Genomic DNA, 25432 nt, shown 5'->3' with positions numbered 1-25432 from the left:
GCATATTCCTATAGTTGACGAACAAGCAAAAATCGAGCCCTGGGCTGACCGCATGACATCAGTCCAGGGCCCGCTGGCACCGACTCACGTGGTCTGTGCTCGCGCCTGATCGGCTCCACGGTCAACGGGTCAATGAACGAATCGACCTGCTTTGTAGAATTTTCGGCACCGCCACCAGGCTGGCAGGCATACGCCGGGCGGCCGTCCTTCCACCCCAAGCGGTGGGTTTACCACGCTCTATGAACGTCGCCTACCCTCCCGACAGCATCGTGCATGCGGTTCAGCCGCTTCTTGGCACCGCCTTCCCAAGGGGCACAACTGACTGGCGCATTCTTACCAGGAAGGATCTCGGCCCAGATCGTCAAGCAGGTTGTCTGCGACGGCTTCTTCGTAGAGGGTCTGGTTGGTGCGTTGCATGGCCTCGGCGAGCTGCGGATCCCATGGGGTCGGTTGGGGCTTGCCGCTGAGCGAAATGCGGTCGTCCTCGCCGGTGGCGGAGGTGCCGGCCAGGTAGTCGCTGGCGGTCATGCGCCAAGGGCTGGCCTGGTAGCGGCTGATGAGCTGGTTGGTCATGTCGATGCCGGGCCAGTCGAAGTCACCGTGGTAGCAGAGCGTTCCCCCACCTCGGCTGATTGCACGGGCGAGGCGGTGGAAGGCGGTTGAGGGTCGGCCTTCGGTGCAGACGAGTGGTGGGCTCTTCGGGCCGAGTTCTCCGGCGGCCCGTCGTAGGACGGCGGGGTTCTCGCAGGCGTAGACGGTTGGATGGTTGAGGGAGATCGGCAGGGTGACGAGCTGGTGGAGGGAGATGTGGAAGGGCGTGCCGTGGCGGGCGGCGCCGGTGAGCCATTCGCCCAGGCCCTGGCCGTCAGCGGGCAGGTTGAGAACCAGGACGCGGCTGGCGAGGTCGTCGACGATCACGTCGAACGCGTCCCAGAGGTCGCGGCGGGCTTCGGCGCCGCTCGCGAGGGTGGTGTCCTTCGCGATAGCCAGGGCGCGGAGCACCAGGGTCGGGAGGGCGCCGCTGCTGTGGTTGAGGGATTTGGTGTCTCCGGTGGTCGCTTCGGCAAGGACTGGGAGCATGAGCGGCGGCGCGTCGCCCGGGCGGGTGTGCAGGTGCTCGAGGACGCGGATGGCGCGTGTCAGTGCGGCTCCGTCGTTCTTGTTGATGAGGCTGGTGAGGGTGCCGTCTGTCGTGATGGCGGAGAGCCAACTTCGGTACCACGAGTGCTGTGCGTGGAGAGGGCTGGCTTCGGCCTCGGTGGTCAGTTGTGCTCGCGCCCGTGCCTGTGCTTGCTTCTGTCCCGGGCGGTCGACGAGCGGTCCTCCAAAGCGCGTGAGGAGAGCTGTCAGTGGAGCGCCGGTGGCGGCCTGGACGGCCGCTTCGAGGTTGGCGAGCTTCACCGTGATCTTGGCGACGCCCGGTGGCCGGTAGCTGCCCGTGATGCCGATCAGTGCCTCGCGCTCGGCATCGGTGGGGGCTGTGATGCTCACCGAGCCGTCGAGCCGGCCGCCGGTGCGTTCGAGAGAGCGGCGCGCTGCCGCCAGCAGCCGCTGGTACTCGGGGCCGCCGTAGAGGTTTTGCGGGTCTGCCGGTGTCATTCCTCGTCGTCCTGTCCTTCTGTGAGGTCGTCGAGGTCGGTGTCGGGGTTGATGTCGGTGAGGAGGCCGTCACTGACGGGCGCGTGGCGCCGGGGTGTGAAGCCGAGGATGTCTGCGGCCAGTTCGTCGGAGCCTGGGTAGCCGAGGTCGTCATGGATCTGTTCGCCGTCCCAGAGCATGAGCATGGCGGAGACGGTGTGGGTGGCTTCGTCGTGGAGCATGTCGTAGTGCGAGATGCGCGGGACCGATGGGTAGGTGATCCACAGGTCGTGGCCGGTCATGAAGAGGTCGAGGTCGAACTTGACGGTCAGGGCGAGGAGGTCGGGGCGGTAGCGCTCGTCGATTCCGGCGAATGCCTCGTCCAGCGCGATCAGGCGCGGGCATGTGGGGTGGGCTGACCCGTACTGGGCGTTGGCGGCGGCGAAGAGCGGCAGGTGGATGGAGGCGGACTTCTCACCGCCGGACATTTGGCTGTGCTTGGAGCGCGTGAGCTTCTCTTCCTTTCCTCCGGGGCGGGACAGGAGTAGCTCGAACCGGCGCCAGGATCGGTAGTCGAGGACCTGGGAGATGATCTGTTGGTAGGTCTTGCGGCGGTCGCGGGCTTGTGCGGCCCGGATTTGGCTGCGCAGGTGGGAGCGGAGTTCGGCGAGCCCTGCGGGCCCCAGTGCCCTGGCGTCCTTCTCGAGGAGCTTGTTGACGGCGCGCTGGGAGTCGGTCAGGTTGTCCGACTGGACCCAGCGGATTCCGACCCTGGTTCCGGAGGACATGGGTTTGGCCCGGGTGTCGGCGTCCATGTCCCTGACGAGGTCGCGTGCTTCGATGGTCCGGGAATGGACTCGTTGGGCGAGGCCGGTGAGGAGGGTGTCCTCCAGCACGGTTCGCTCACGTTCTTCCAGGAGTACCTTCTGGTCGGCGACTTGTTCGGCCAGGCGGACGGCGAACTCGACGATGGGCGCGGGGCCGTCGTTGTCACGGACACGGGCGAGGATGATGTCGCCGTCGGGTTCCCATTCGAAGTGGTATCCCTGATCGGATGATGTCAGGGCGCTCTCGAGTGTGCTCAGGGCGCCGGACAGCTTGGTCGTGGTGGTCTTGATGGTGCTGTCGGTGGCTGCCCGGCCGCGGGTGGCCTCGTCGAGGGAGTCGTAGAGGGCACACGTGCTATCGGGAAGGGCGCCACGGGCTCCGGCTTCGGCGGTGAGGTCGGCGCTCGGGGCGGTGAGCCGCGCCATCAGATCCTCTGCGGCTTGACCGGCTGTCGGCCACAACTCGGTGGGAGTCCAGTTGCTGTCGGTGTTCGCGCCCACGACGCGGAGCAGGTCGGGCCTGCTGTACGGCTGGAGGGCAGCTGCCGTGCGCAGTTGTTCGGCCAGTGCCGTGGCAAGGGCTTCGTGGAGGTACTGGAGGGCCTTGTCGGCGCCGGCGAGTGCCAGCTGCTGGGCCGAGTGGTCCTTGTCGGCCAGCCGGTAGGCGTTCCGAGCGTCCTCGAGCTGCCGCTCCAAGGTGCTGATCTCATCGCGGATCCGGCGCAGCGGTGCGCCGAGGGTCTCTTCCTGTTTCTGGAGGCGTTCGGCGAGCGCCGTGTGGTCGATGCGTCGCTCTTCGAGAGCGTCGGCCTGTTCCTGGCAGGCGGTGGCCTGATCGTCGACGGTGTTGCGTCGGTCGGTGAGGTCTTTGCGCAGGTCGGTGATGCTGCTTCTGGTTGTCTCCAGGTCGGCTGCGGCGGTGGTGAAGTCGCGAAGGGCGAGATCGACGGCCTTGATGCCTTCGGTGTCGGTGGGAAGGGTGAGGGATGCTGCGCTCTTGTGGAGTTGGCGTTTGCGCTCGTGGGCTTCCGCGATGGCGTTGTCGAGCGCCTTGCTGGCGGTGGTGAGCCGGCTTCGGGCATCGGCTGCCTTGTTGGCGGCGATGACCACCTGCTGGGCTGCGGTGACGATGCCGGTGGTGCTCGGCAGTTGACCGCGGGCGGTTTCGAAAGCCGCGAGGTTTCCGGCGGCATGCCGGAGGTCGATGGTCAGTGTCTCCATCGTGCTTTCGAGGCCGGCGATGGCGGCGTCGTAGGCGTTGAGCCGCTCACGGCGGCGGGCGGCGCGGGCTGTCGCTCCGATGTACTCGGGCTGGTGCTTGGGGTGGGCGCCGCGATGGACCCCGAGCGAAAACTGGCCTCGCGTGGTGACGGTCGCGGCCGAGTCGTGGTGGGTGCCCGGGCTCGGCATGGCGAGGTCGTCGGCGAGGGCGATCGAGGCGAGGACGGCGCTGATGGCCTGCGCCTCGACATGTTCCTGCTCCTCGGGGACGAGGACGTCGGCGAGGGTGCGGCCGGAAGGGCGCTGTTCGAGGGGAAGCGGGTGCAGGAAGCCGTCTGCCTCCTGGTCCGCGACCGCCTGACGTGTGGCGCTGGGGTGCGGGTGCACCCATGCCGTGAGCAGGCCCGCTCCGTACAGGGCTCCTTCGAGTGCGGCCGTGCTCTCGGAGCTCAGGTGATCGGCGAAGCGGACGAGCTGCCACAGCGGCGCGCCCGGGCGGTCGGTGCGGTCAGCGGGGCGCAGGTCGCTGGGAGGCGGGGCGTCGTCGCGCTGCGCGGCCACAACCGCCCGCTCGGCACGTGTGCTCTTCAGCGTGGTGTCGGCCTCGTCGTATTGGAGTTGGAGTGCGTCCTGGTGTCGGCGGGCCTGGGTGCGACGCTCGTCGGTGGCGTTGTGGAATACCTCCTGCAGAGAGGTTGCGCCGGGTTCGCCGGCCGTTGCCAGGGCCTGGGACAGCAGGGCGGTGTCATCCGGTCCGAGTACGGCGTGCGGGTCAGTGCCGGTCCAACGATTGGTGAATGCTGCCAGCTCGGCGGCGGCCTGCGTTCGCGTGCTGGCCAGCGCTCGGGCTGCCTGGTCGCTTTCGAGTTCACGCTCGGAGACCTCGGCCTCGGCCTTGTCGAGGGCGTCTTGGGCAGTCTTCTGCGCGCCGGACGCGTCCTGGTAGCGGCTCAGGTGGCCCTGGACGACTTGGATGTCGTGGCGCCGGGTGGTGGCTCGGGCGGCGGCTTGGGTCTTGACGTCCTCGGCCAGATCGAGCGGGTCGTCGTCAATCGGGATGCCTGCGTGGCGGGCGTGTTCGAGCAGTGCGGTGGCGTGCCGGCCGGCGGTCTTCTCCGCTGTGGTCAGCCTTTCGGCGAACCGTTCGGCTTCCTCTTCGAGCTTGGCTACATGCTTCTGGGCCCGTGCCAGGTTGGTCGCGGTCTCCCGGATGGCGCCGCCTTCCGCGCTGACGCGGGCGCGCAGCTCGTCGAGGTCCCGCTCGCCCTTGATCGCTTCGTGGTTCTTGAGGCCGTCCAGTTGGGCCTGGGTCGTTTTCTGCTTCTCCGCTGCCATGTTTCGTGCGCCCTGGGCCTTGGCCAGGGCCGCGGTGGCGTCTCGTCGTTGCTGGGCGGCGTCGGTGATCTTCTGGCAGTGCCCGGCCGTGGCCCGGAGCCGCTCGGCGACCTGGTCGATTCGGTGACGCGCGTGAACACGCATGTAGGCGGTGTACTCGCGCAGGAAGTCCTGGACGGCTGTGTCTGCGCCGATCAGTGCGTCGAGGACGTTCTGGATCTCGGCGAGGTTCTCGAAGTCACCGGCAGCCTGCTTGATCAGGTGTTCATCGAGCGGGCGCAGGCCGGCGGTGAGGGTGGCGGAGAGCTTGTCGGGGTCGAGATCCTTGGCGAGCAGCGGGCGGCGCAGCTGCAGGAGGAGGTTGATGAGCTGGGCGTAGCGTTCGCGGCCGAGCCCGAACAGGCGCCCGTCGACGGCGTCTCGGTAGGCGGTGCTGGTGGCGTGGATTGCCTCCTTCCCGATGAGCTTCTCCAGCTCTGTCTTGCGGAGTGGGCGCGAGTCGGCGGTGAGGAGGCCGAAGTCGACGCCGACGCGGCCGTCGGTGACGAAGAAGACGCGGCCGGGGCGTTCCTTCGCCTTGTGGGCGAGCAGGCCGATGCCGATGGTGACAGCCTCGAGGAGTCGGCCTTCGGGGGTGGAGCGGGTGAATTCCATCCATACGTACCCGAAGTTGGACTCTTGGCCGCGGTAGAGCAGGTTGGACTTCATGGTGCGTTCTTCGCCGCTGAACGGGTCGAGGCGGCGGGCGTCGATGCTGCCGTCCAGGACGAGCGGGAAGAGGACTTCGAGGGCTTTGGTCTTGCCGGATCCGTTGTGGCCGCGAAGCACCAGTCGGCCGTCTGCGAAGACGAACTCCTCGTCATCGTAGTCCCACAGGCCGATGATGCCGGCGCGGGACGGCTTGAAGCGGATGGTGGTGTCGCCGGCGGTGGGAGTGGTCATCGGGTGACGTCCTCGGGTGCGCTGAAGTCGAAGGCGAACTGGCCGTCGACGCTCGGGCTGGGGAGGGCTGCGGTGATGTTGCGGTAGCGGCCGGCGGCTGGGCGGATGAGGATTCCGCCGGGGACGCGGTGGACCAGGCGCAGGTCCGCGAGAAGAGTGATCGCTTCGCCGAGGAGGCCGGCGGGGTCGGCCTGCCATTTACTGGTGAAGGAGGACGGCCCGAACTCCTCGTAGAGTTCGGTGATCATTTCCTCCAGCCGGGCCTGTTCGACGAGAGTCGCGGTCGCCAGCGGGTGTGGCGGCTGCGGGTCGTCGACGTACACGGCCACGGGTGGGTGCTGTCCGGGGGCGGGGGATTCGTCGGCCAGGGCGGTCAGGGTAGCTATGTGGGGCAGGGCGACGTCGATGTGGGCGATGAGCATGTGGTGTTCGTCGACGGGGTCGGGCGCGGGAAGCCGGCTCAACCTGCCCGCTTGGGTGGGGTCTTCTTGCAAGTCGGCGACTTTGGCGAGGAGCAGGCCGGCGGTGCGGTTGATAGCTCCGCCTCGTCCGGGGAACCGCTTGTCGGTGAAGTGTCCGGTGGTGTCGACCAGCATGACGCCTTCGGCGCGGCGTTCGATCTTCAGGCCGGTGAACCGTGTGAGGTCTTCCTCCAGTGCGGGCTGGCGCAGTGCGCCGGCCATCTCGGGGTCGGAGTCGGCGTAGTAGACCACCGGGTGCTCGATGACGGCACGGCGGGCGCGCTGGGCGGTGTAGCGTCGGCGGGCGTCGCGGCCGGTACCGGTCGGCGCGGATTCGAGGAGGCCGGCCGCGCTGGTGAGGTGCTGAAGGGGCTTGCCGGGCTTGAACAGCGCCGCGCACAGGCTTTGGTCGATGTCGTAGAGCGCGTCGCCGCGTTCGTGGTCCCGGGCCCAGTGCTGGGTGGAGCCATCGGACAGGCGAAGGGCTCCGCGGTGGACGAGCCAGTCGATGACGTCGACGACGGCGTCCTTGTGTCCCGGGACGGTGGGGTCGAAGCCCAGGTGCTCGATGGTGTTGGCGTACGGGGTGAGTTCCCGCACGAGGTCTGCGAGGTTGATCTCGATGCGTGAGTGGTTCAGGCAGGCGAGGACCAGGCAGAGGTATGCGAGGCGGCGCCGGTCGAAGGGCCGCTTGCTGCTGCCGGCCGCGGTGAAGTCCTGGCTGCTGTCGAGGCTGTCGAGGCGGCGGGTCAGCCGGGCATGGTAGGAGGTGGTGTGCAGGGTGTAGCCCAGAAGGGAGCGAAAGTCCTTCGCCAGCTCGTCGGCCCAGGGAAGTACGGAGGCCAGTGCGCCCTTCCGTGGATAGCTGTCGGTGACGAAGCTGTACCGCAGCATCAGGCGCGCTGCCTGCTGGTAGGAGCCGAGCTGGGCCGTCTCGACGGTCGCGGCGACGCGGTGTGTTGTCATCAGCTGGGCTCCCGGGTACGCGCGCTTCGGCGGGCCGAGATGATCTCCAGGTGGAACCCGGGAAGGTGCAGGGTTCCGTTGACGGTCCGCAGTTGGCTGCCCCTTTGGTCGGGGATCAGGCGCAGCGTCATGACATCGCTGGCTCCGGTCGACGGGTGCAGGCGGCCGGCCACCACGGTGCGGCTCTCCAGGGCGCGGGTGAGCAGCTTCAGTACCGCCCGTGTCTCTGCTTCGTCCAGGATCCTGTCGTGGGCGCCGTGCTCGAGCAGTCCGCTCGCGGCGGCTCTCTCCGCGGCTCGGCTCTGCAGATGCTTCTGCCGCAGCGGTGCGCGGATTCCTCGGCTGGTGCGCACCGGTTGCGGCCCGCCGGGGGCGGGGCGTTTGCCGTGCTTGAACAGGCTGACACTGATCTCGACGCCGGGAGCGTCCCACCAGGTCGAGCGGCTGGAGATCTGCTCGTCATCGTCGTGGGCGCCGGCCAGGTGACGCACGGAGCGCAGGTCGAACGCTGCGGCCATCAGTGCGTTCGCCGCCTGCTGGTCCGGGGCTCCGGCGACCCAGGCCGCCAGGTGGCGGAGCTGGGTGGTGCGGCTGACGCCAGTGCGCCGGGATTCGGTGACCTGCCGCAGGAGAGCAATGACGCCCGAGATCGCGTCGCGGGTGGCGCTCTGCAGCTGGACGGCCTTCGGTTCAGCGGGATACTCGGCGACGAACCACTGGCGAAGCCCCATCCAGCGTCGTCGCCAGTCTTCCCTGCGGGCAGCCACGCTCATCATGGGCCGCCCGTCGACATCGGCAACGCGGTCGAGCATCGTTTCGATGCCGCTGTCCTCGACTTCGCGGACCGCGTCGAGCAGGCGGGGGGTGTAGCGCTCTAGCTCCGCCGAGAAGTCGCTCATGTGAGCGAGAAGGGTGTGCTTGTGGCGCAGGAACGTCTCGGGCGAGATGTCCGTGGTGCGGGCGACGTCGTTCAGCGTGAGGTAGAACCGGGCGGAGCGCTGGGTCATGTCCTCCAGGACCGCGTCCAGTCGGGAGAGCTTCCGGTAGATCTCCTCGCGGTCCGCGCTGCGGTTCGCCGTCGCCAGGGCCGTCAGGTCCGCGAGGATGTCGGCGAAGACGAGCCGCGAAAGGTTCGCGTCCTCCACTCGGGCCCCGATCACGGCCTCCACCGCCGTGTAGGCCCGGTACCCAATCTCCGTGAACTGGTAGACCGACTGCCGGTTGCGGTACGCAGCAAGCGTTCCGGCGCGGGATGCGTCCTCGACCCGGTGAAGAACCTTGCCGCCTTCCCGTCCCCGGTCCTGCTCACCCGAGAGAACATCCAGCATGTTCCGCAGGTTCAGATCATCGGGGGCCGGCGCATCGGCGTGCGTCTCGCCGAGTTCGGTCAGCGCTCGGGCCACATCAGCAGTGTGAACCTGTACCTGGTGAACCGCACGCAGGACGTTCATTGCCCTCAAGACCCACAAGTAGGCCGTCGAATCGTCGCGTTGGGTGAAGTTGAAGAGTCTGAGCCGGTCTCCCACCGCGAGCGAGTCAAGGTCGAATGATGTCGGCGCCGTGTCGCTCGGGCCCTCGTGTTCTGCCATCCAGGCCACTTCCCCTTCCCTCGTCGGCATCCCGCTCAACGGTGGCATGCCCCAGTGACATTCACGGCCCGGTCAGGCCATCAGCAACCGGAAGAATCCGGGTGGCGCTCGATGCGAGCGCTGGCTCCGCCCGCCGCTCGATGCCCATGACCACCGCGTGCTCGACAGAGACTCACACCCTCCGCTCGCATCTCCCCGTCCCGAGCCAGCGCATGATCCGTACCGTAACCGCTGGCACCGGCAGTGCGCCGGGAGTTCACCCAACCGGCAGGCTGGCCAGCCAACTTCACGCACGGGCCGCAGGCCACAACGGGGGCGGCTGCGCGAAGAAGGGAAGATCGCCTGGGGACGACACGAAGAAGGGTGCCGATGACGGGCTGACGGGTGCCCTTTCCCCGCGGAGCGTCGGCGACCTACGGCCCGGCACTCAGGCTACGGCTGTCGTCACGCGGCACCCGGCAGCTGCTCCGACGACATCACCGGTTCGCTCACTAGCTGGAACCCGCAGTCTCCCGGACGCCGACCCAGCCTCTGCAGCGTCAGGGCTGCGAGCAGTCCGGCCCCGGGCCCGATCACGGGAGAGCGCTGAGTCCCGACGAAGAAGATGCCGTCCACGTTCGGCTCGGCGCCACCCAGGTCGCCTCCAGAGGCGAGCGCGACACAGAAGCCCCACAGATCGGCACGCAGCCCGCTCGGCAAGCTGGGGTCGACGTAGACGAGCGGACGGCTCTCGCCGTCCTTGTCGTAGCCGAAGGCGACCGCGGCGCCGATGCCCTCGGGCAATGCGGGCGCATCCGAGGGCAGCTCGTCGGCCAGACCATGGTGGCGATCAACGACGATCGCCTTCAACTCGTCGATCACCTCCTCGTCGGTGCGCCAGCCACGCAGCGGGGCCCAGCGGCTCTCCTCGTAGAGCGCCTCGATGTCCGCTGCAGTGTGCCGGTCAGCGTCGGCAACCGCGTCAGCCACTGTGCCTTCGCGCTTTCTGGGGACGCTGAGGATTTCGAACTCGCCGTCGGACTCGAACGCCGGCGCGGCACACATGCCGGTGCCGGGCTTCCCGAGGTAGTACCCGATGAGCCTGCGGATGAGTCGCGAGAGGTCCTGGTCCGTCTGACCGGGTCGCACGTAGATGCGCAGGCCTCTCGACGGATCGCCGAGCATCGCGCCGAGCGCGTTGTACGGCATCTCCGCTTCGCGAGCTGTGGCGTTGAGAAGGTCAAGGAGGACCTCGAGCGGCAGGGCCCAGGCGTCGTGTGCGCGCAGCACATCGGCCCGCTCGCAGACCTGCGGCTCCTTCGAGCTCGTACGGCCCTCGGAGGCTCGCGGCTCGAAGCTGGTGACATTCTCGGCCATGTCGTGTCCCTTCATCGCAGTGGCAATCGATGAATCCAGTTTCTGCACGACCGACGTGCTGCACGGCCTAATCTGGAGAAGCGTGTCCAGCTGCGCTCTGGCCCCGCCAAGCTCCGGGAGCATTCCTCGGTTGCCGTCAGAGGATTAAGATCGTGTGGAAACCGGCTGTTCGATCTACCAGCTACCGAGTTCGCCACCGGGCAGGCCGAGGTTCTCACCCTGCTCTGAGCGTGAACCTGACCGGCTCGGACAATACGCTCGTCGCCGGATCGAGGTTCGCGAGCCTGGTAGCGAGTGTGGCCATGGCCAGGCGCTCGGGGAGTGCCTCGTGGAACTTCAGACCGCACATGGCCTGCCTTCACGTCGACATCGGGCAGGGCACAGCCGTGCGGCCGCGTCGGCCGTGCCTTGCCTTCCACATCTGCGGAATGAGGTCGGCGCGTAGGCACAGGTATGAGCCGACGAGGGTAGCTTTGAGTGGCCGGGAGTCGCAGACTGGCCTGACTATCCACCAGGCCAAGCGTCCGTAAATGGACCCGTCACGGCCAGCCTCGACCACAGCGACGCTCAGGCCCTCCAGAACGGCCCGAACCGCGGCAGCGAAGACTACTGCAAGGTGTACATCGCACTCCCATACGCCATCGAACCCTCGCGGTGTGATCGGAGATATCGCCTATCGAGCTCGTGGTGGTTCGATCAACTGGTGGGCTCTGCTGGTCGCTAAGGTGTCTGCGGGTGACGCCGGATAATCAACGGGGCGTCCGCGACCCATTGCCGGGTGTCACAGGACAGCGTCGCGTCTGCCGCCATGTTGGTCAGCGTGGCGACGGTGATGCCGCCGCAGGCTGTGTCGATCATCAGCATGAGCCTGGCTGCTTCAGAACGATGGGCGTCCGGCAGCGTGTGGTCCAACGCCAGCCCCGAAAGGCGGGTGAGTGCCTGCGCATGCTCACCTGCCAGGGCCAGCTCCATGCATAGCTGGATCGCTAGGAGCGCGGGCAGCTCCTGCCTAGTTGTCAGCATGCCCAGGACATGTCGGGCAGTCAGTCGACACTGGTCGTCATAGGCCGTGAGCTTTCGGGCGGCAAGCGCACGAATAGCCGGGGTCTCGACGTTGGACTCGGCGAGAGCAGTCAGGATGTCTGAAGCACGAACGCCGGCGCCTCGCCACTCCAGGGTGCCGATTCGCCTGACCGCGGCGATACGGTCGCTGTCACCAGGCGACAACGCATGGTCGACGAGCGCGGATTGCGCGGCTTCATGCAGATCCGGCCCCCAGAGCGCCACGCCTTCGAGTGTGCTAAACCACTCAGGCCATCTCAGTACCGCCTGGCCGGACAGGGCACCAATGTCATCGGCCAGGCCGGCGCGAGCACGCGGTCCGAGGTCCGCCAACTCCTGCAAGACCCTCTCTCGCGCAATCAGATCGAGATCACCACTAGCCAACTGCGCCCGGAGGATCGTTTCCGACACGTCGCGCACGGTCGGGTCCATATGCGCGAGATCTGCGGCCAGCGCGGCGAGCTCCAGTGGTTGCACTGCCCCGCGCACAGCATCTAGGACGTGCAGTGCCACCTGAGCATCCGAGCCCTCCAATGTACTCAGGAGCCGTGCGGCATTCATCTTGTCGATCCCCGCGGTGCCAGGGCCTTGCGCGATTTCGCTGGCATGTGCAATAGCTGACTTAGGGTCATGACTGGCAAGAGCGGTCGCCATCGTCAGCCTCTCCGCGGGGTTTCGGGAGCGACTAGCGGCTCTCTTGAGCAGACGGAGTGCTTCATCACGGTCAGCGGCAACAGTCGTGCGGATCAACTCGTCGACCGCCTGGCACCAGCTACTCGCAATATTGGTGAGGCCTATTGCGGCTCGGCTGTCCAGGTAGCTGACGGCATCAGCCCGGAATTCCGCGCCCAGCCCCAGAAGGGTGGAGACCACGATATAAGGGTCGGCGGTGCGGCGTCGAGTGAGGAAGTGGACGGCAGCATCGAGATCAAGGAGGCGGAGCGCCTGGACGATCGCGGCACGGGCGGTATTGGGCAGTTTGAGGTCCAACGCGATAAGGCAGACCCGCTCCGTAACTTGGCCGCGCATCTCGGTGGACCTTAATGCGAGCGTACCTAGCACGGCGGTGACAGCCACGAAGTTCCAGGCGGTCATGTCGGGCGTCAACAACGCGAGGCTTGCCCGCTGGTGCACGGCGTCTCCGTGGGCCAGAAGCGCCGCCAGTAGAAGCCGCTTCGTCCTGCCGAGCTGCGCTGTGTTATGGGTGACCGACGAGGTGAGGGCCGGCGTTCTTTCCAGCAGTTGCTGAATGTGATCTGCGAGTCGAGATCCAGCGGCTGGTCGGTGATTGGAAAGCCAGGCCGCGACCAGCGGCCAGTACTGAACGCCTCGGCCTCCCGTGGCTCGGGATTCGCCGTGGCCTCGCAGCCCGCTCGCAATCGCGTTGACCAGTACCTCAGCCACCGCATCAATCACGTCCTCGGCCCGTGCTCGACTATCCAAAGAGAGGAAACTTCCGATGCCCCCTGGCACCTCTGAATCCTGTTGCCTGTCCGCAACCGGCTCCAGCCCCGGCGACGGGCAACGGTGCGTGATCGGGTTGGGCCATCCGGCCGGATGCTCTTCGGGGTGATTGTCCAGGTTGAGTGGATCTACCACCATCGAAAACGAATGACCCTGCGTATCGCCAGGCTGGACGGGCCACAGTTCCAGCGGCATAGCCTGAGCAACTTCGCCGGCCAGCATGTCCCCCGCCCACTGGCGGTGGAAGGGATGGACAGATGCACCACCTCCGGCAAGGCCCATCAGGCCGTCTTGCGCCATCTCCGGTTGCCCTGAATCCAGCAACAGTCGGGCGGCCTCTAGCCGACGCCTACCGGAGACACCGGTGTCAGCAAGGAGACGTTGCAGCGCCTTCAAAGCGTGTGCCCGGTGCGGCTCGCCGCACCGTAGCAGGGTTCGTGAGGCGGCGATGCGAAGTGGCTCCGGTGCTGCAACGTCGTCGATGACGGCGTGCAAGACTCGCTCGACGGGGCGGGATACCGCACGGAGCAGATCGAGCGCGGCAATGGCGTGATCATGAAACTGCCGGTCATGTCTAGCGCGCCAGAGCCAGTAGTCGAGGGTTCGAGCGAGCGCGGCGTGCTGCCCTCGGGCTGCTGGCACACCGTTCGACAGCAACTTGACAGCCAGGATTCGGGCGAGGTCGTTGCCAGCCAGGAGCCAGTCGAGGAGTTCCTCGGCCTCTTTGTTGAGCAAGGCACGGTGAAGAATGGTTCGTTGATGCGCTGCGCCACCGGGAGCGCAGGCGAGCCGCAGGACTCGCCACCACGCCGCCTCGTCGGGATCGAAGCGAGACGGAAGGCGCCGGGCATCCAAGAGATCACAGATGTGCTCGGCGAAGGTGTGGTGGCTGAAGCGCAATCCATCGCCGTCGTGCGCGAGCAGCCCGGTGGAGGTCAGTACGGAAGCGACGACAGCCGACCAGTCGGGCGGCAGTGGCTGAGGCGCGATGCCTTCGCGGCGAAGCCAGTCCAGAGCAGTGGCCAGCAGGGACCGGGTATGCAATGCATGAGGCGCGAGATACTCGATGAGATTCACACGTGCTTCGATGAGGGCCTGCGCAATACTCTCCGCCTGCGGCCAGCCTGCCAGGCGCGCACGGATATCATCCATCAGTTGCCGGGCCCGCGAGTCGTATAAGTAGGAGAAGTAACGCTCGTACAGGTCGAACCGGCTTGCGGGCAGTGGGTGTTCGGGGTCTTCTTCGAAGACGATGGCAGCAACGGTGATCAGCAGTGGAATAGAGGCGACTTCCGCGAATCGCGCCTCCCCCAGTTCAGCAAGGAACCGGTGGGCGAGACCCTCATCCTGGGCGAACCACGCCTTAGCAAATTCGGCACGCTGGTCATGGCGAAAGGGCTCAATCGTGTATTGGGTGAGGTCCTTGTCCCTCTCCCACGCCCGGCGTTCAGCCATTGGCAGGGGACGTGTCGTCACCAGTAGGTGGTAGTCGCGAGACTGCTCCATGAACACCATCAGCCGCTGGGTGAGCTCATTGCGCTCCAACGGGTCTGTGGCCTCGTCGAGCCCGTCGATAATGATGAGCCATCGACTTCCGGGTACCTGTGACTCCAACAGGCCTGGATCCAAGCTGTGGGGCAAGAAGCGGGCCAGGCTCACGCGAACCGCGTCTGCGACGGCGGCCATCAGCCGGGTGTGCGGGCGAGCCGCCAAATCCCGGGCCAGAACACGGACGGGCAGGAGCGTGATGTCGCTCCGCCCGCCGGTTAGAAGCAGCTGCCGGGTCGCGAGCTGCAGGGTGAGGCTGGACTTCCCGGAGCCGGCCTCCCCGATGAGCAGGACGTGGCGGTGTGCGGCCAGTGCCGCCTCTACGGTCTTGGGCTTCAGGGCTTCTAGGTCTGGTGCTGCGACATTGGTGTCTGGGTGAGAGGCCATGGCACCTCCGGCGACGAGCGATGTCGAGACCTGCTGACGCACATAGACCGTGGCAGGATCCTGGCGGTGAAGTCCCACCGCCCGATAGGGGAACGCCCGGGCGGCGCTGCGCTGGGCCTGTAGCAGTGCCTGTACGTCAGACGACTGGGCTTCAGACTGACCTCGAGACGATCCGAGACAGTGCTCCGCGATCGTATCTGCCCGAATCGCATAGCTCTGCCGGGCCGGATCGGCGCTATTCAGCTTGGTGTAGGGCAGGACGTGATGCGCACTGACGAGCATGCCGATGACGACCTGGCGCTCGCGGTCCCACAACGGACTTCCGCTGTAGCCGGGCTGCACAGCATGACCGGTCGCCGACCCGCCCAGCACCAGCCACTCATCGGCCACTCCGGCAACCCGTGTGGACACGATCGTTGTAGGTTCGCCGCTCCCGAACCATGTCCAGGCCTCCTTCCCAAGTTGCGGGGCAGCGAGCGGGATAGGTCGACCCGGAAGCGAAAGCACATCAGCTACGCGCAGCAGGGCAATATCTCCGCGCCACCGCTGGTCAGCGCTACGGAGCATGCTCCCGGCGCCGTCCAGCGAGCGTGCCGGCCACCAGCCGCTGACGCGTGCTCGTGCCCGGACGCCAGGGCCCGCGGGGAAGGCCACCGTCACCGTGTCTGCCTCGTTGGGCTCGTCGGCAGCGAACTGGTCACGCCCCAATGCAAGGTTGACCACGTGTGCGCACGTAAGAATCTCCACCTGCCCCGGCTCAGCAGACGCCACCAGGACTCCGCCGCCGACTACCCGTCCATCGGGCTGCAGCACCGAGGCAAACGCGGAACGAATCGGTTCATCCGCTGTCGGTGGATACACCGTTCCAGCGCTCCGGCTCACTCAGATACTGCCTCGGGACCACCGACTTCGCTCACACTTGTGCTGTTCAATCGCCAGGTTGCCGAGACGTTGAAGCTAGCCTCGCCACCACTGATGATCGCGAGCTTCAGCCCGGCCGTGAGCTTGATCCCGAACTCGACGGTCAGCTCTTCAGGTGCCTGCGGAAGCCGCGTGACCTGGTCGTGCAAGCTCCTGAGGACTGGAACCAGTGGGGCAAAGGCGTCATTCAGGCTCTGGCCTGCATGTTGCACGACACGCGCACCGATCCCCACCGGCTCGATTGCCGAGCTGCCAGGCATCTGGTGGAGCGCATCGGCAGCAGCAGTCGCATGCTCGGTAGGCCACACCTCGACCAAGACGTCGGTACCGTCCGGGAAGTTGAACTCCACGAAATCAGACACGGTCCCCCCGCATTTGCCATGGGTATGAGCAGCTGTGTGCGACTGCCCCAGGAGCCTCAAGCTGAGCTGAGGGTACCGCCTCAGCTCGCCCAGCCCCGTCGAATCACCCAACTACGGCAAACGGCTACCTCGCGGGATCGCCAGCTCGGCGGCGTTCATCAAACCCCTCGCCTACTACAGAGGCAGTTCTGCAGCCTCGTACCAGGACCCTCTTCTGCCGTTGCCGCGCCAGGGCCGCGGTGGAGCCCGACCTCCTCAGTGGGCTCAGCCAGCCTCGACACTCGTCCTTCCCCTCCTTGGACCGTGTGCCTATGACCATCGCCCATGACCGAGGCCGCTTGAGGGGCTCCCGAACACGGAGGTCTTGGCAATCCGGGGCTGGGCGTCACTGTGACGCCGTACGAACTGACCCTCCTCGATCAGCTTCCGCTTCCTCGCCTCATGGTCCGGCCGCATGTCGGGCCCACGCACGCGGAGGTGCCCTGGGGAACAGGATGGCGACCTCGTCGACGGTGTCGTCAGCTCTGCCCATGCGGAGGCGCCCCGCCTCGCCCGTCCGCAGCCGCCTGCCACCGTCACCACTCTGCGTGCTGTCCCGGCTGCCACTACGTCGACCACCAATATCGCTCCTGACACGCAACCGGTACGACCGACAACCCGGCAGAAGGAACAGCGCGGCCCCGGCCCTCACCCAGAAGCCGGGGCCGCAGTCGGCGATCAGGCGCGCAGGCGGCTACGGTTCTCCGCCTGGGTCAGGAGACCGAGGACCGCCCGATCCTGCCAATGCGCGCGCCACCGGTCGGCCTGGTCGCGATCGACGAACAGCCCGAGGCCGTAGTCGGTCGAAGGGGTCAGCTCAATGGCCTCCCACCCGCCCTCGGCGGCGGCAAACCCATCGGCGATCTGGGCGAACGCCGGGCCCCGGAAGTGGCTCACGGCGGTGTCGCTCGTGTCCAACGGCACTCCGGACAGGTCAGAGGTGAACGTCCCGGCGGCGCGCCGCGACTCGAAGTAGGCGGCCTTCTTGTCCTCGATCTCCACCTGCATCACGTTGTGTACCTGGGATCGAAGGCTCGGGGTAGTGAGGCAAGTCTTGTAAGAGAAGTCGATCGTACTGCCGTCCGTCCGCACCACCTCGAACCCGGGGTACTTGCCCTTCTGCGGAGGGGCGATCCGGATGCCAGCCACGCCTACGCCAATCTTCTCCTCGGCCTCGTGGTGCATGTCGAGAAGGTCCCGCACAAGGTCGAACTCTTCGCCAGCCAACTCGGTGCCGATCGGGTTCCCATGCAGAATCTTGCGCACCGCGTCGCCGGCCGCCGTCTTCGTCGTGTACCGACGTCGCCCGATCCAAGTCACTGCCACCAGATCAACCTCCTGATCATCCGCCCGCCACATCCGGGCGCCCCCACAACGATGGACCCGCCAAGCGGCACGAGGGAAGCGAATACCGCGGCTGTGGTAAGGGAGTTCGCGTCTCCAACACCAACCCGTCCGGGCATACCCGGGCCAATTCGTCTGCTCCGCCTTCACGGGGGTTCGGATCCAACAGCGATCCCGGGTCACTCGACCTACGCCGAGCTGCCAGCGCGCTCCAGCTTCGGTGCTCGTGCTTCGAGTTCGGCAGGTAGACACCAGTTTCCGATCGTGGGTGTCATGTAGAGCTGCGCCCGCGTCGAGCACGGCTTCGCCCGTTCACGAATTCTCCACCCCGGCCGGTGAACCGGCCGGGACCGGGCACCGGCGCAGCGCCGTCACTCTTCCTGTGGCAGGACGAAGCGCAGTCGCATCGCGGTGCTGACGATCTGATAGCTAGTCAGGCCGGACTCGCTGAACGGGTTGGGCAGCGGGGTGATCCTCCGGCGCTCGTGGTCGTTGACGTGGGAGACGTAGACGATCCGGTACTCAACGTCGGGCTCCAGCTGGCTCGCCCGTGCGGCCCGCGTCTCGGTGTCCCCGAGGTGGATGTCGCCGTCCGCGCCGGTGGACGACTTGACCTCGAAAAGCAGCGTGCGCTCGCCGTCCCGGATCAGGAAGTCGTAGCCGAGGCTGTCGTTGCCCAGCCCGTCGGCGAGGACGTGGCGGCGCATCTCCGACTTCCACGACTCCTCGGGCGGCACCCCGAAGTGCCGTTCCAGCCAGGCGCCGACCACCACCTCGCCGGCGAGGCCGACCGCGACGGGCTTCTCGCCATTGCCGGACTCCCGCAGGCCGCCCGTGCCGTTCCCTGAGCCGCCGGATCCGCGCTGGCGCGGGATGGCGGCAGCGGGGCCGGGGGCCTCGGGGGGCACCACGTCGACCGGCGTCGCCAGCTGCGCCTCGGTAAGGTCGGCTACCACTGTGCGCGCGAGTTCGCGCAGGTCGTCGCTCCCTATGGGCAGGAGCTCACCGTTGAACTCCAGCGTCGGCGTCTGGGACCGCCCCGACGGTGCCGCTGCCCGGCCGTCGCGCGGCGACGACGGCTGACGGCCCGCCATGTCGCCCTCCAGCCCGAGATCGGCGAGGTTCGTCGTGGCCGGCATCCCGTCCGGCCAGTAACCACGCGAGCGCAGCCAGGCGATCAGTGCCTTGCGGGTCAGCGGAGCGAAGTCGAGGAGCCCCTCCGCCTCCATCTCCTGGGCGACCCGCGCCGCCCCGGGGCAGGTGAACTCCATGGCACCCCCCTGCCGGGTGACCCAGCGCTCGATCAGGCTGCGCAGTTCCGGCAGTCGGGCGTGCACGAAGCCCACATACGCGCCCCGGACCTCGCTCACCGGCGGCAGCGCCCCCGAGTCCTTGCCCGCCGGGGGCAGGTGCTCGGCCAGCCACCGGTCCGCGTGGTCGGCCATCAGCTGGGCGGGGAGCTCCCAGAGCGTCCGGTGCCAAGCCGGGTCGGGGCCGAGCTCCGGCAGTTCGCGAAGCCGCACGTACTCCCCCAGCTCCCGCCCGGCGCGGTGGGAGGCCGCGAACGCGTCGCGCACCCGGTCCGCCAGCCGCGCGCGGTTGCCCTGCAGCCATGCCTCGAATTGGCGGGTATGCAGGGCAGAGTTGTCGATCGTGGCAAGCCCAAGGACCTCCCACGCGCGGTTGGCCCGCTCCAGCGGCACGCCGAGCCGTAGCAGCAGCCGCTGCCAGTCGTCCTCCGAGAGTGAGAGCAGCAGCTCGGCGCGATCGGCGCCGAGGTTCTCGGCCAGCCAGCCGCGCAGCTCCTCACGGCTGTTGAACGTCTCCTGGAGCTGCTGTAGCTGCTCCGCCAACTCGACGTCCTCGCAGGCGAGCACGGGGACCATCCGGGCGCTGCCTGAGCGGGCGGAGGCACGGTCGGAGAGCACCGCCTCCAGCCGGTGGAGCGGCAGGCGAAGTGCTGCGGCCAGGTCGGCCTCCGTCACCTCGGCGGTTCCCCGATTCCGCATTCGCTGCCCCAGCCTCACCAGGGCAATCTCCAGTGCGTCGGCTCGGTACGGCGCGCCAACCAGCTCGGCGATGCCCGGCGCGGCCGCCTCCAGGACCGGCCAGTCCGCTCGCGGCGGTGCCTGGACGACGACCAGGCAGGGGCGCTCGGGGTCGTCGTGCAACACCGAGCGGTCGGTGGCGGTCAGCACGTGTCCGGCAACATGGGTGACGGCCTCGGCAGCGAGCACCAGGGAGCAGGAGCGCAGACGCCGGGTGAGCCGGGCGACCGTGACCGTCCCCGGACGCAGGGCGCGGTCCTCGTCGTACTCCACCACTGCGGCCACCAGGGTGCGCAGCCAGGGGCCGGCAAACTCCAGCAGGGGCGTGCTCGGCGCCTGCGGTGCGGGCAGCTGGTCCGCGACCACCTGGACCGCCGCCTCGCTGCACGGACGGGGCTCAAAGCCGTCGTGGTCCGCGAGGTACTCGTGCACCCGGCCGCCCAGGGCTCGGTCGTCCAGCGGGAGCACCGGGACGGGGACCTGGTCGAGCAACTTGCGCTGCTGGCCGGCGTCCGGGTCCGGCAGGTAGACCGGTTCGGCCGCCTCATCGTCGGGGGCGGCGGGGAGGACCTCCAGGGCGCCGGCCCGGGAGACCAAGAGGGCTTCCAGGTCGGTGGACCGGCCGCCGGTCGGCAGTCCGTCCTGCCAGTGGGGTGGTAGTAGCTCCGACCAGGCCCGCTCGTAGGCGCGGCGGATCGCGTTGGCATGCACCCCGTGGCGCAACTGAGGCGCCTCGAGCAACAGTTGGGGCAGGTGGCGGAGCCGGTCGAGGGCGGTGCGGGGGTCGGCCCAGCGGCGCACGCCCAGCAGGTCGAGCCGTTCCAGCGCCCTGCCGGTCGCCAGCTGCCGCAGCCCCGCGGGCACGACCGAGAGGTAAGCGGGCGGCTGCTCGCTCTCGCTCCACCACCACGCGGTCGAGACCGAGGCGAAGGCGCTCCGGCCCCGGTGGTCAAGGGTCTGCGGTATCCACGGCGCCTGGCAGAGGAAGGCTGCGAGCGGGGTCGGCCAGACGGTGCCGGAGTGGTCGCTGCCTCCGGTGAAGCGGGCCTCCAGGGCGCTGGGCAGCCACGTGTCCAGGCCGTGGACGATCAGCTCGGCGTAGAGCCGACGGCTCTCGTCGGAGAACCCGGCATAGACGTCCTGGCCGGGGAGCTTCGCCAGCCGGCCGTTGTGGGGCCGGTAGGAAACGGTCGAGTAGAGGCCCTCGCGTCTGTTTCGCCATTTCTGGGCCGTCGCCGTCCAGTCCCGGTGCGCCTGGGCGGTCGGGCAGATCGACCAGTAGGCGTCGAAGGACCACGGGTGGTTGAGCTGGCTCCCCTTCACCGGCCCCCAGACAGGGTGGTACGTCGGGCGCAGGCCGTGGCTCACCTCATGGCGTTCCAAGAAGCGCTGGAGCACGACCGGATCGGTGCCGCTGCCCTCGCACACCTCGGCGGCCGGCCGCAGGAGTGCGTCGTGGGCCTGCCGGAGGGAGTCGTCCAGGGTCCAGGTCAGGTCCAGGAAGCGGACGAGCATGTCGTCGACGGCCGAGGCCGCTCCCGCCCATCCCGGACCGAACATCGCGTCCGAGGAGGGCAACCAACCTCCCCGGGTGGGCACGAGCAAGCCTTCGACGCGGCCCGCGCGCGGACCCTGCGCACTCCACAGGCAGCAGGCCAGGTGGAGGCACTCCCGCCGGGTCCCGTCGTCCTGCCCGTCCTGCCGCATCACCGAGGTCAGGACAGGCAGCAGCGCCGCCGGGGTGTACGTCCGCACGAGCCCCTCCTGTTCGAGCCACCGGCGCCCGGCGGCACGCCGGCTCCGGACCCTGCCCCGGCCTGCCGACCACGGGATCGCGTCATGGACGAAGGCGAGGTGCTCCCGCACGCGCACGGGCAGCGCGTCGGGCCGGAGCAGAACGTCTCCGGTGTCAGGGAAGAAGACGTGCCCGGCACCGGCCGGGACGAGCCGGCCGCTCGTGTCGAGGACGATCCGCTTGCCCCGCAGCTCCGTGGTATCGGGGAACGACACCGCCAGGTCGTGGTAGAAGTCCGCCCAGCGCTCGTGGTCCGCCCCCTGCGTGCCGGTGGCTGCGGCCAGCCCCTCGGCCACGGCCTCCGCCCACCCGGCGAGCCGGTCGGCCGGCGGCTCCAGGGACAGGCTGAGTAAACGGCCCATCGTCCGGAGCCGCTCGGCGCGCAGCGGGTCCAGGGCCGGGTTGATGATCGCGGCCCTGCCGGTCGCGCCGACGGCCTGCGGGGTGAAGACCTCGACGCCCTCGGGCCGCCGCATGAGGTAGCCGTGGTCGAACGAGGTGCGGGAGCCCTCCGGGTGGACCCTCGGCATGAAGGCCACCTCGTCGATCTTGCGGCCCAGCCTCCGGAACGCCTCCTCCAGCCGACCCAGTTCGGCCTTCCGCCGGAAAACCAGGTCGATCACGGCCTCGCCCGGCAGCCGCACCCGCCCCTCGTCGACCAGCACGGCCGCCTGGGCGCAGGCCGTGGCCACCTCGTCCAGCAGCAGCTGGTTCCACGGCGTCTCGAGGACGAGCGCGCGGCGGTTGACGTGGGCGAAGAACGGCGCGTTGACGTACCCGTCGACCGGGCAGTCCGTGGTGCTCATCGGCAGGAAGGTGTAGAGCCGGCCGCCCCTCAGCGGTTCGCCCACCGGGACCGCCACCACCACCTCGGCGGACCCGCGCCACCGGTCCCAGGCCTTGCCCATGTCGCCGCTGGCCGCGATGGCGGGAAGGACGCGCTCCTCCGGCACCTTGCTGCGCACCAAGACCAGCTTCAGGCGCCCGCGGCGCAGCGTCACCTCCTCGATCCTGAGGTCGCGGGCCTTGTACAGCGTGGTCACCCGCCGCCCGAAGACGGTGCGCTTCGGGGTGGCGCCGGCCTCGGCGTGGGTCACCACTACCGTGGCCAGACGGTCGAGGAAGAGCTCGAACGGTGCTCTGTCGTCAATGAGTTCGCACAGCTGTCGCGCGGCCGAGGCGCGGGCGTCGGCGTCCTTGAGGGGAAGGCGGACGACGGTGACGATCCCGCGACGGCGGAACCGCCGTACCGGCTCCGGGATCTCGTCCACGGGAACCGGGAGGGTCAGCGCGGACAGGTTGGCGCGCAGCTTGTCGGCCGCGCCGGGGTCGTCCGGGGCCGCCTCCGCCGCCAGCCGGTCGAAGTCCGACGGCCGGGCGAAACGGAAGCAGTATCCGTCGAAGGCCTTCGCGGCCGGGCCCGAGACGCTGTACAGCTCGGGGGCCTCGGCCAGCTGGCGGACACTCTTGAAGCCCACCCCCTTGTGCCCGATGCCCTCGTCCGGCCGCTTGCTGGACGACGCGACCCGGCGCAGCGCGTCGAAGCGCTTCGGCGTCAGCTCACGGCCGCCGTTGGCCACGTAGAGGACCCCGTGCTCGCCCTCGGTCTCGTCGAGCAGGATCTCCACCCGCCCGTCGCCCGGTTTGGCCAGGTGCGCGTCGTGGGCGTTCTGCAGGAGCTCGACGAGCACCCGCCCCTTGTACTCGGGGGCCAGTATTTCCTCGATCACGTCCTTCAGCTCGCGCGAGGTCGTGTCTCCCTCCGCCAGGTTCCTCAGGCACGTCCGCGCCTTCCTCACGGACTGCGCCCACACCTGCCGCCGACGGGAACCCGCCGCCTCGGAGCCCTTCAACCGCCGCCTCCACGTGCCGTACGAAATCATCCGCGGCCACGTTACGAGGCACGCATTTCGGTCATGATCAATGGGTCCGAGGCCTTTATCCACCAGCTGCGTCGATCGTCCACATACTCTGAGCCGGGGGCGACGACTTGTCCGTCGTAATGCCCACGCGATGGAGCCAGGCCCGATGCTCTTACGCCAACCAGGCTCAGCGGTCCTCGACGATGAAACACGCCCGCTGGTAGAGCTCGTCGAACGTGATGATCTCGACGTCCTGGATGGACGTCCGGTACAGCTCGAAGGAGCTGATCTTCTCCGGGTTCACGGCACCGTTCTGGATGAACTCCTGCAGGCTCCCGATCACCACGACCTGTCGGGGGCGGGTGGTGGACAGCCCGACTTCGATCGGGGTGCCGTCGTCCTCGTAGATGCGATCGAGGAACTGACGGGAGATGAGCTGCTGGGCCTTGTTGGCGGTCTTCTGCACCTGGGCCACGCCCCCGCCCAGCTCCTTCGATGCCTGGTAGACGCCCGATCGGTACGGGGTTCTGGCGAGTAGCTCCGTCTTGTGGGTCTTGATCTCGCAGAACAGCATGCTGCTGATCAGGCCCTTGGAACGCATGATGGCGTCGATGCGCTTCCCGGCCCCGCCGAAGATACTGGCGCCTGTGGTGATGCGTTCCAGCTTGCCGTCGTCGATGGACTCACAGGCGATGAGGTTGAGGCCGTAACCGAAGATCCACTGATTCTCCTCGAAGAAGGCCTGCCAGACCGCCTCCGGCCCGCGTGTCGTGGCCAGGCTCTCCGCCTGCTGGAAGTAGTCCGGATCGGTAAGCAGCCGCTCAAACCTCTGGAGCTGTTCCTTGCGGTTGCTGATCAGCCGGATGTCCTCTTCCGTGAGTCCGCCGCCGATCGCGGTCCTGACCGCACCGAGAACCATCGTCCGGTCCTGACCGGTCAGCAGCTGGGCCAGCTGCGCTTCGTCCCCGGTCACCAGCTGGTGGAGGTCGCCGGGGGTGCTCAGGCCCGCGCAGCCCTGGAGGAAGTTGATGACCTTCCAAAAGTTCTCGTGAACGTCGCCGGTATCGACGAGCGCCTTGACAACCCGGGTGGCGCCGGTATCAGGCACCATCAGGAAGATAGGGGTGTCCCCCGCCTTCTTCTTGTCCTTCTTCCAGAGTTTGACCCTCGGCGTGTAGCTGTCGCCCTTCTTGATGATGGTGACGCTGAGCAGGGTCGCTACCTGAGGCCGATCATCGAGGACGAAGTCGGTGATCATTCGGCGGGCGCGGGTGTCGTAGAGGTGCTGGAGCCCATCGCCGTCTCGGGAACCGCGGATCTCCAGGCTGGCGAAGTCCCCTCGGGTGACGTCGAACTCGGTGGTGAGATTGAGGAGGCGGAAGCCGCGAACGATGGGGGTGGCAGGTGCAACGGCCTGGGTCCGCCAGTCCGGCGGGATGTTGGGCATGGGCCGGGGATCGCCTTCGACCACGAGGCGCTGGACGTCAATGCGCCCGAGCTGGCCGAGCACTCTCTCCAGAGTCCGCCAGATCAATCCCTTCGTCATTTCGGTGAAGGCGGGCACGAGCTCGCGCTCCACCGTCAGGACCGCCTCGTAAGTATCCGCTGTCCAGCCGTCACCCGGCATGGGATGGAAGAAGCCGCCGTCACGGCGCAGGGTCAGAACCGCGGTGCGCAGCAGGTCGCGTGCGCTCTCCTCGCCGGCGCAGTCCAGGAGGCTGAAGGTCTGGCCCAGGACCAGGTCGAGCTTGCCTGTGTCCTCATCGCCCAGCGGCAACGGGACCAACGGGCCCGTCGGCGCGACACGGACCGGGGTGTACAGCGGACGACCGGAAACGAACTCATAGGGACGCAGGCCCCATCCGTCCGGTGCCAGAAGCCTGTTCAGCTCCTCGACGTGCCCAGTCGCCTCCTCTACATCGGCCGCCACCTCGGGATGGACCACCCGGGCCAGAAAGGCGAGCAACACCTCATCCGGCCCCTGAGCAAGCTCCAACCTGGGGTCCTCGAAAATCCAGTCGTCGGCCAGGTCGTCGTTGTTGAACCGGTGCTGCTGGATCTCGGCGCGGACAGTCGGGAGCTGGCTGTTCTCTGACGGCGGCCGGTCGAGGTCGTAGAGGCCTTCCAGGAACGTGACCTCGTCCAGCTTTCCCCACCAGGGGCTCGACATCCCGCGCAGGTACTTGAAGATGTCTTGCCGCGTCACCGCCGTGACCTCGGGTCGCGCGTGTACTGGGGCGGGGTCACTGGACGTCATGCCTCCATGATGGACGGCCGGTATGCCACGAGGCGGGCTATCGGGAGATTCCGTTCTCGCGCGGGCAT

Annotated in this window: 10 protein-coding genes; all 10 read right to left on the bottom strand. The window is 67.9% G+C overall.

Annotation, left to right across the window (positions count from 1 at the left end):
* Positions 1-333: 333 nt before the first annotated feature.
* Positions 334-1599: a TIGR02679 family protein gene (locus ACFCY1_RS05300; RefSeq protein WP_375873595.1), complete on the bottom strand. Its 1266-nt coding sequence runs from the start codon at positions 1597-1599 to the stop codon at positions 334-336.
* On the bottom strand, positions 1596-5903 hold the full coding sequence (locus ACFCY1_RS05295) for a TIGR02680 family protein (RefSeq protein ID WP_375873594.1): 4308 nt from the start codon (positions 5901-5903) through the stop codon (positions 1596-1598). The genes ACFCY1_RS05300 and ACFCY1_RS05295 overlap by 4 nt, the downstream gene beginning before the upstream one ends.
* Positions 5900-7330, bottom strand: a complete 1431-nt coding sequence (locus tag ACFCY1_RS05290; protein WP_375873593.1) for a DUF2398 family protein — start codon at positions 7328-7330, stop codon at positions 5900-5902. Before ACFCY1_RS05290 ends, ACFCY1_RS05295 begins: the two co-directional genes overlap by 4 nt.
* Positions 7330-8919 carry a TIGR02677 family protein gene (locus tag ACFCY1_RS05285; RefSeq protein ID WP_375873592.1) on the bottom strand — a complete coding sequence of 530 codons (1590 nt, stop codon included), beginning with the start codon at positions 8917-8919 and terminating at the stop codon, positions 7330-7332. The genes ACFCY1_RS05290 and ACFCY1_RS05285 overlap by 1 nt, the downstream gene beginning before the upstream one ends.
* A 444-nt stretch (positions 8920-9363) precedes the next feature.
* Entirely contained in the window at positions 9364-10323 is a 960-nt protein-coding gene (locus tag ACFCY1_RS05280) for a hypothetical protein (RefSeq protein ID WP_375873591.1), read from the bottom strand.
* 672 nt (positions 10324-10995) lie between these two features.
* Entirely contained in the window at positions 10996-15507 is a 4512-nt protein-coding gene (locus ACFCY1_RS05275) for a trypsin-like peptidase domain-containing protein (protein ID WP_375873590.1), read from the bottom strand.
* A gap of 107 nt (positions 15508-15614) precedes the next feature.
* On the bottom strand, positions 15615-16019 hold the full coding sequence (locus ACFCY1_RS05270; RefSeq protein WP_375873589.1) for a CU044_2847 family protein: 405 nt from the start codon (positions 16017-16019) through the stop codon (positions 15615-15617).
* A 717-nt stretch (positions 16020-16736) separates the two neighbouring features.
* Positions 16737-17384, bottom strand: a complete 648-nt coding sequence (locus ACFCY1_RS05265) for a DCL family protein (protein ID WP_375873588.1) — start codon at positions 17382-17384, stop codon at positions 16737-16739.
* A 389-nt stretch (positions 17385-17773) separates the two neighbouring features.
* A complete protein-coding gene (locus ACFCY1_RS05260; RefSeq protein ID WP_375873587.1) occupies positions 17774-22975 on the bottom strand; it encodes a sacsin N-terminal ATP-binding-like domain-containing protein in 5202 nt (1733 codons plus the stop codon).
* 319 nt (positions 22976-23294) lie between these two features.
* Positions 23295-25364: a Shedu anti-phage system protein SduA domain-containing protein gene (locus tag ACFCY1_RS05255; RefSeq protein ID WP_375873586.1), complete on the bottom strand. Its 2070-nt coding sequence runs from the start codon at positions 25362-25364 to the stop codon at positions 23295-23297.
* Positions 25365-25432: the final 68 nt, after the last annotated feature.

It is taken from the genome of Kitasatospora sp. NPDC056273, from assembly GCF_042268845.1.
GTDB lineage: Bacteria > Actinomycetota > Actinomycetes > Streptomycetales > Streptomycetaceae > Kitasatospora.
Note: the sequence above shows the minus strand (reverse complement) of the source record. Positions and strands in the feature narration are given on the sequence as shown.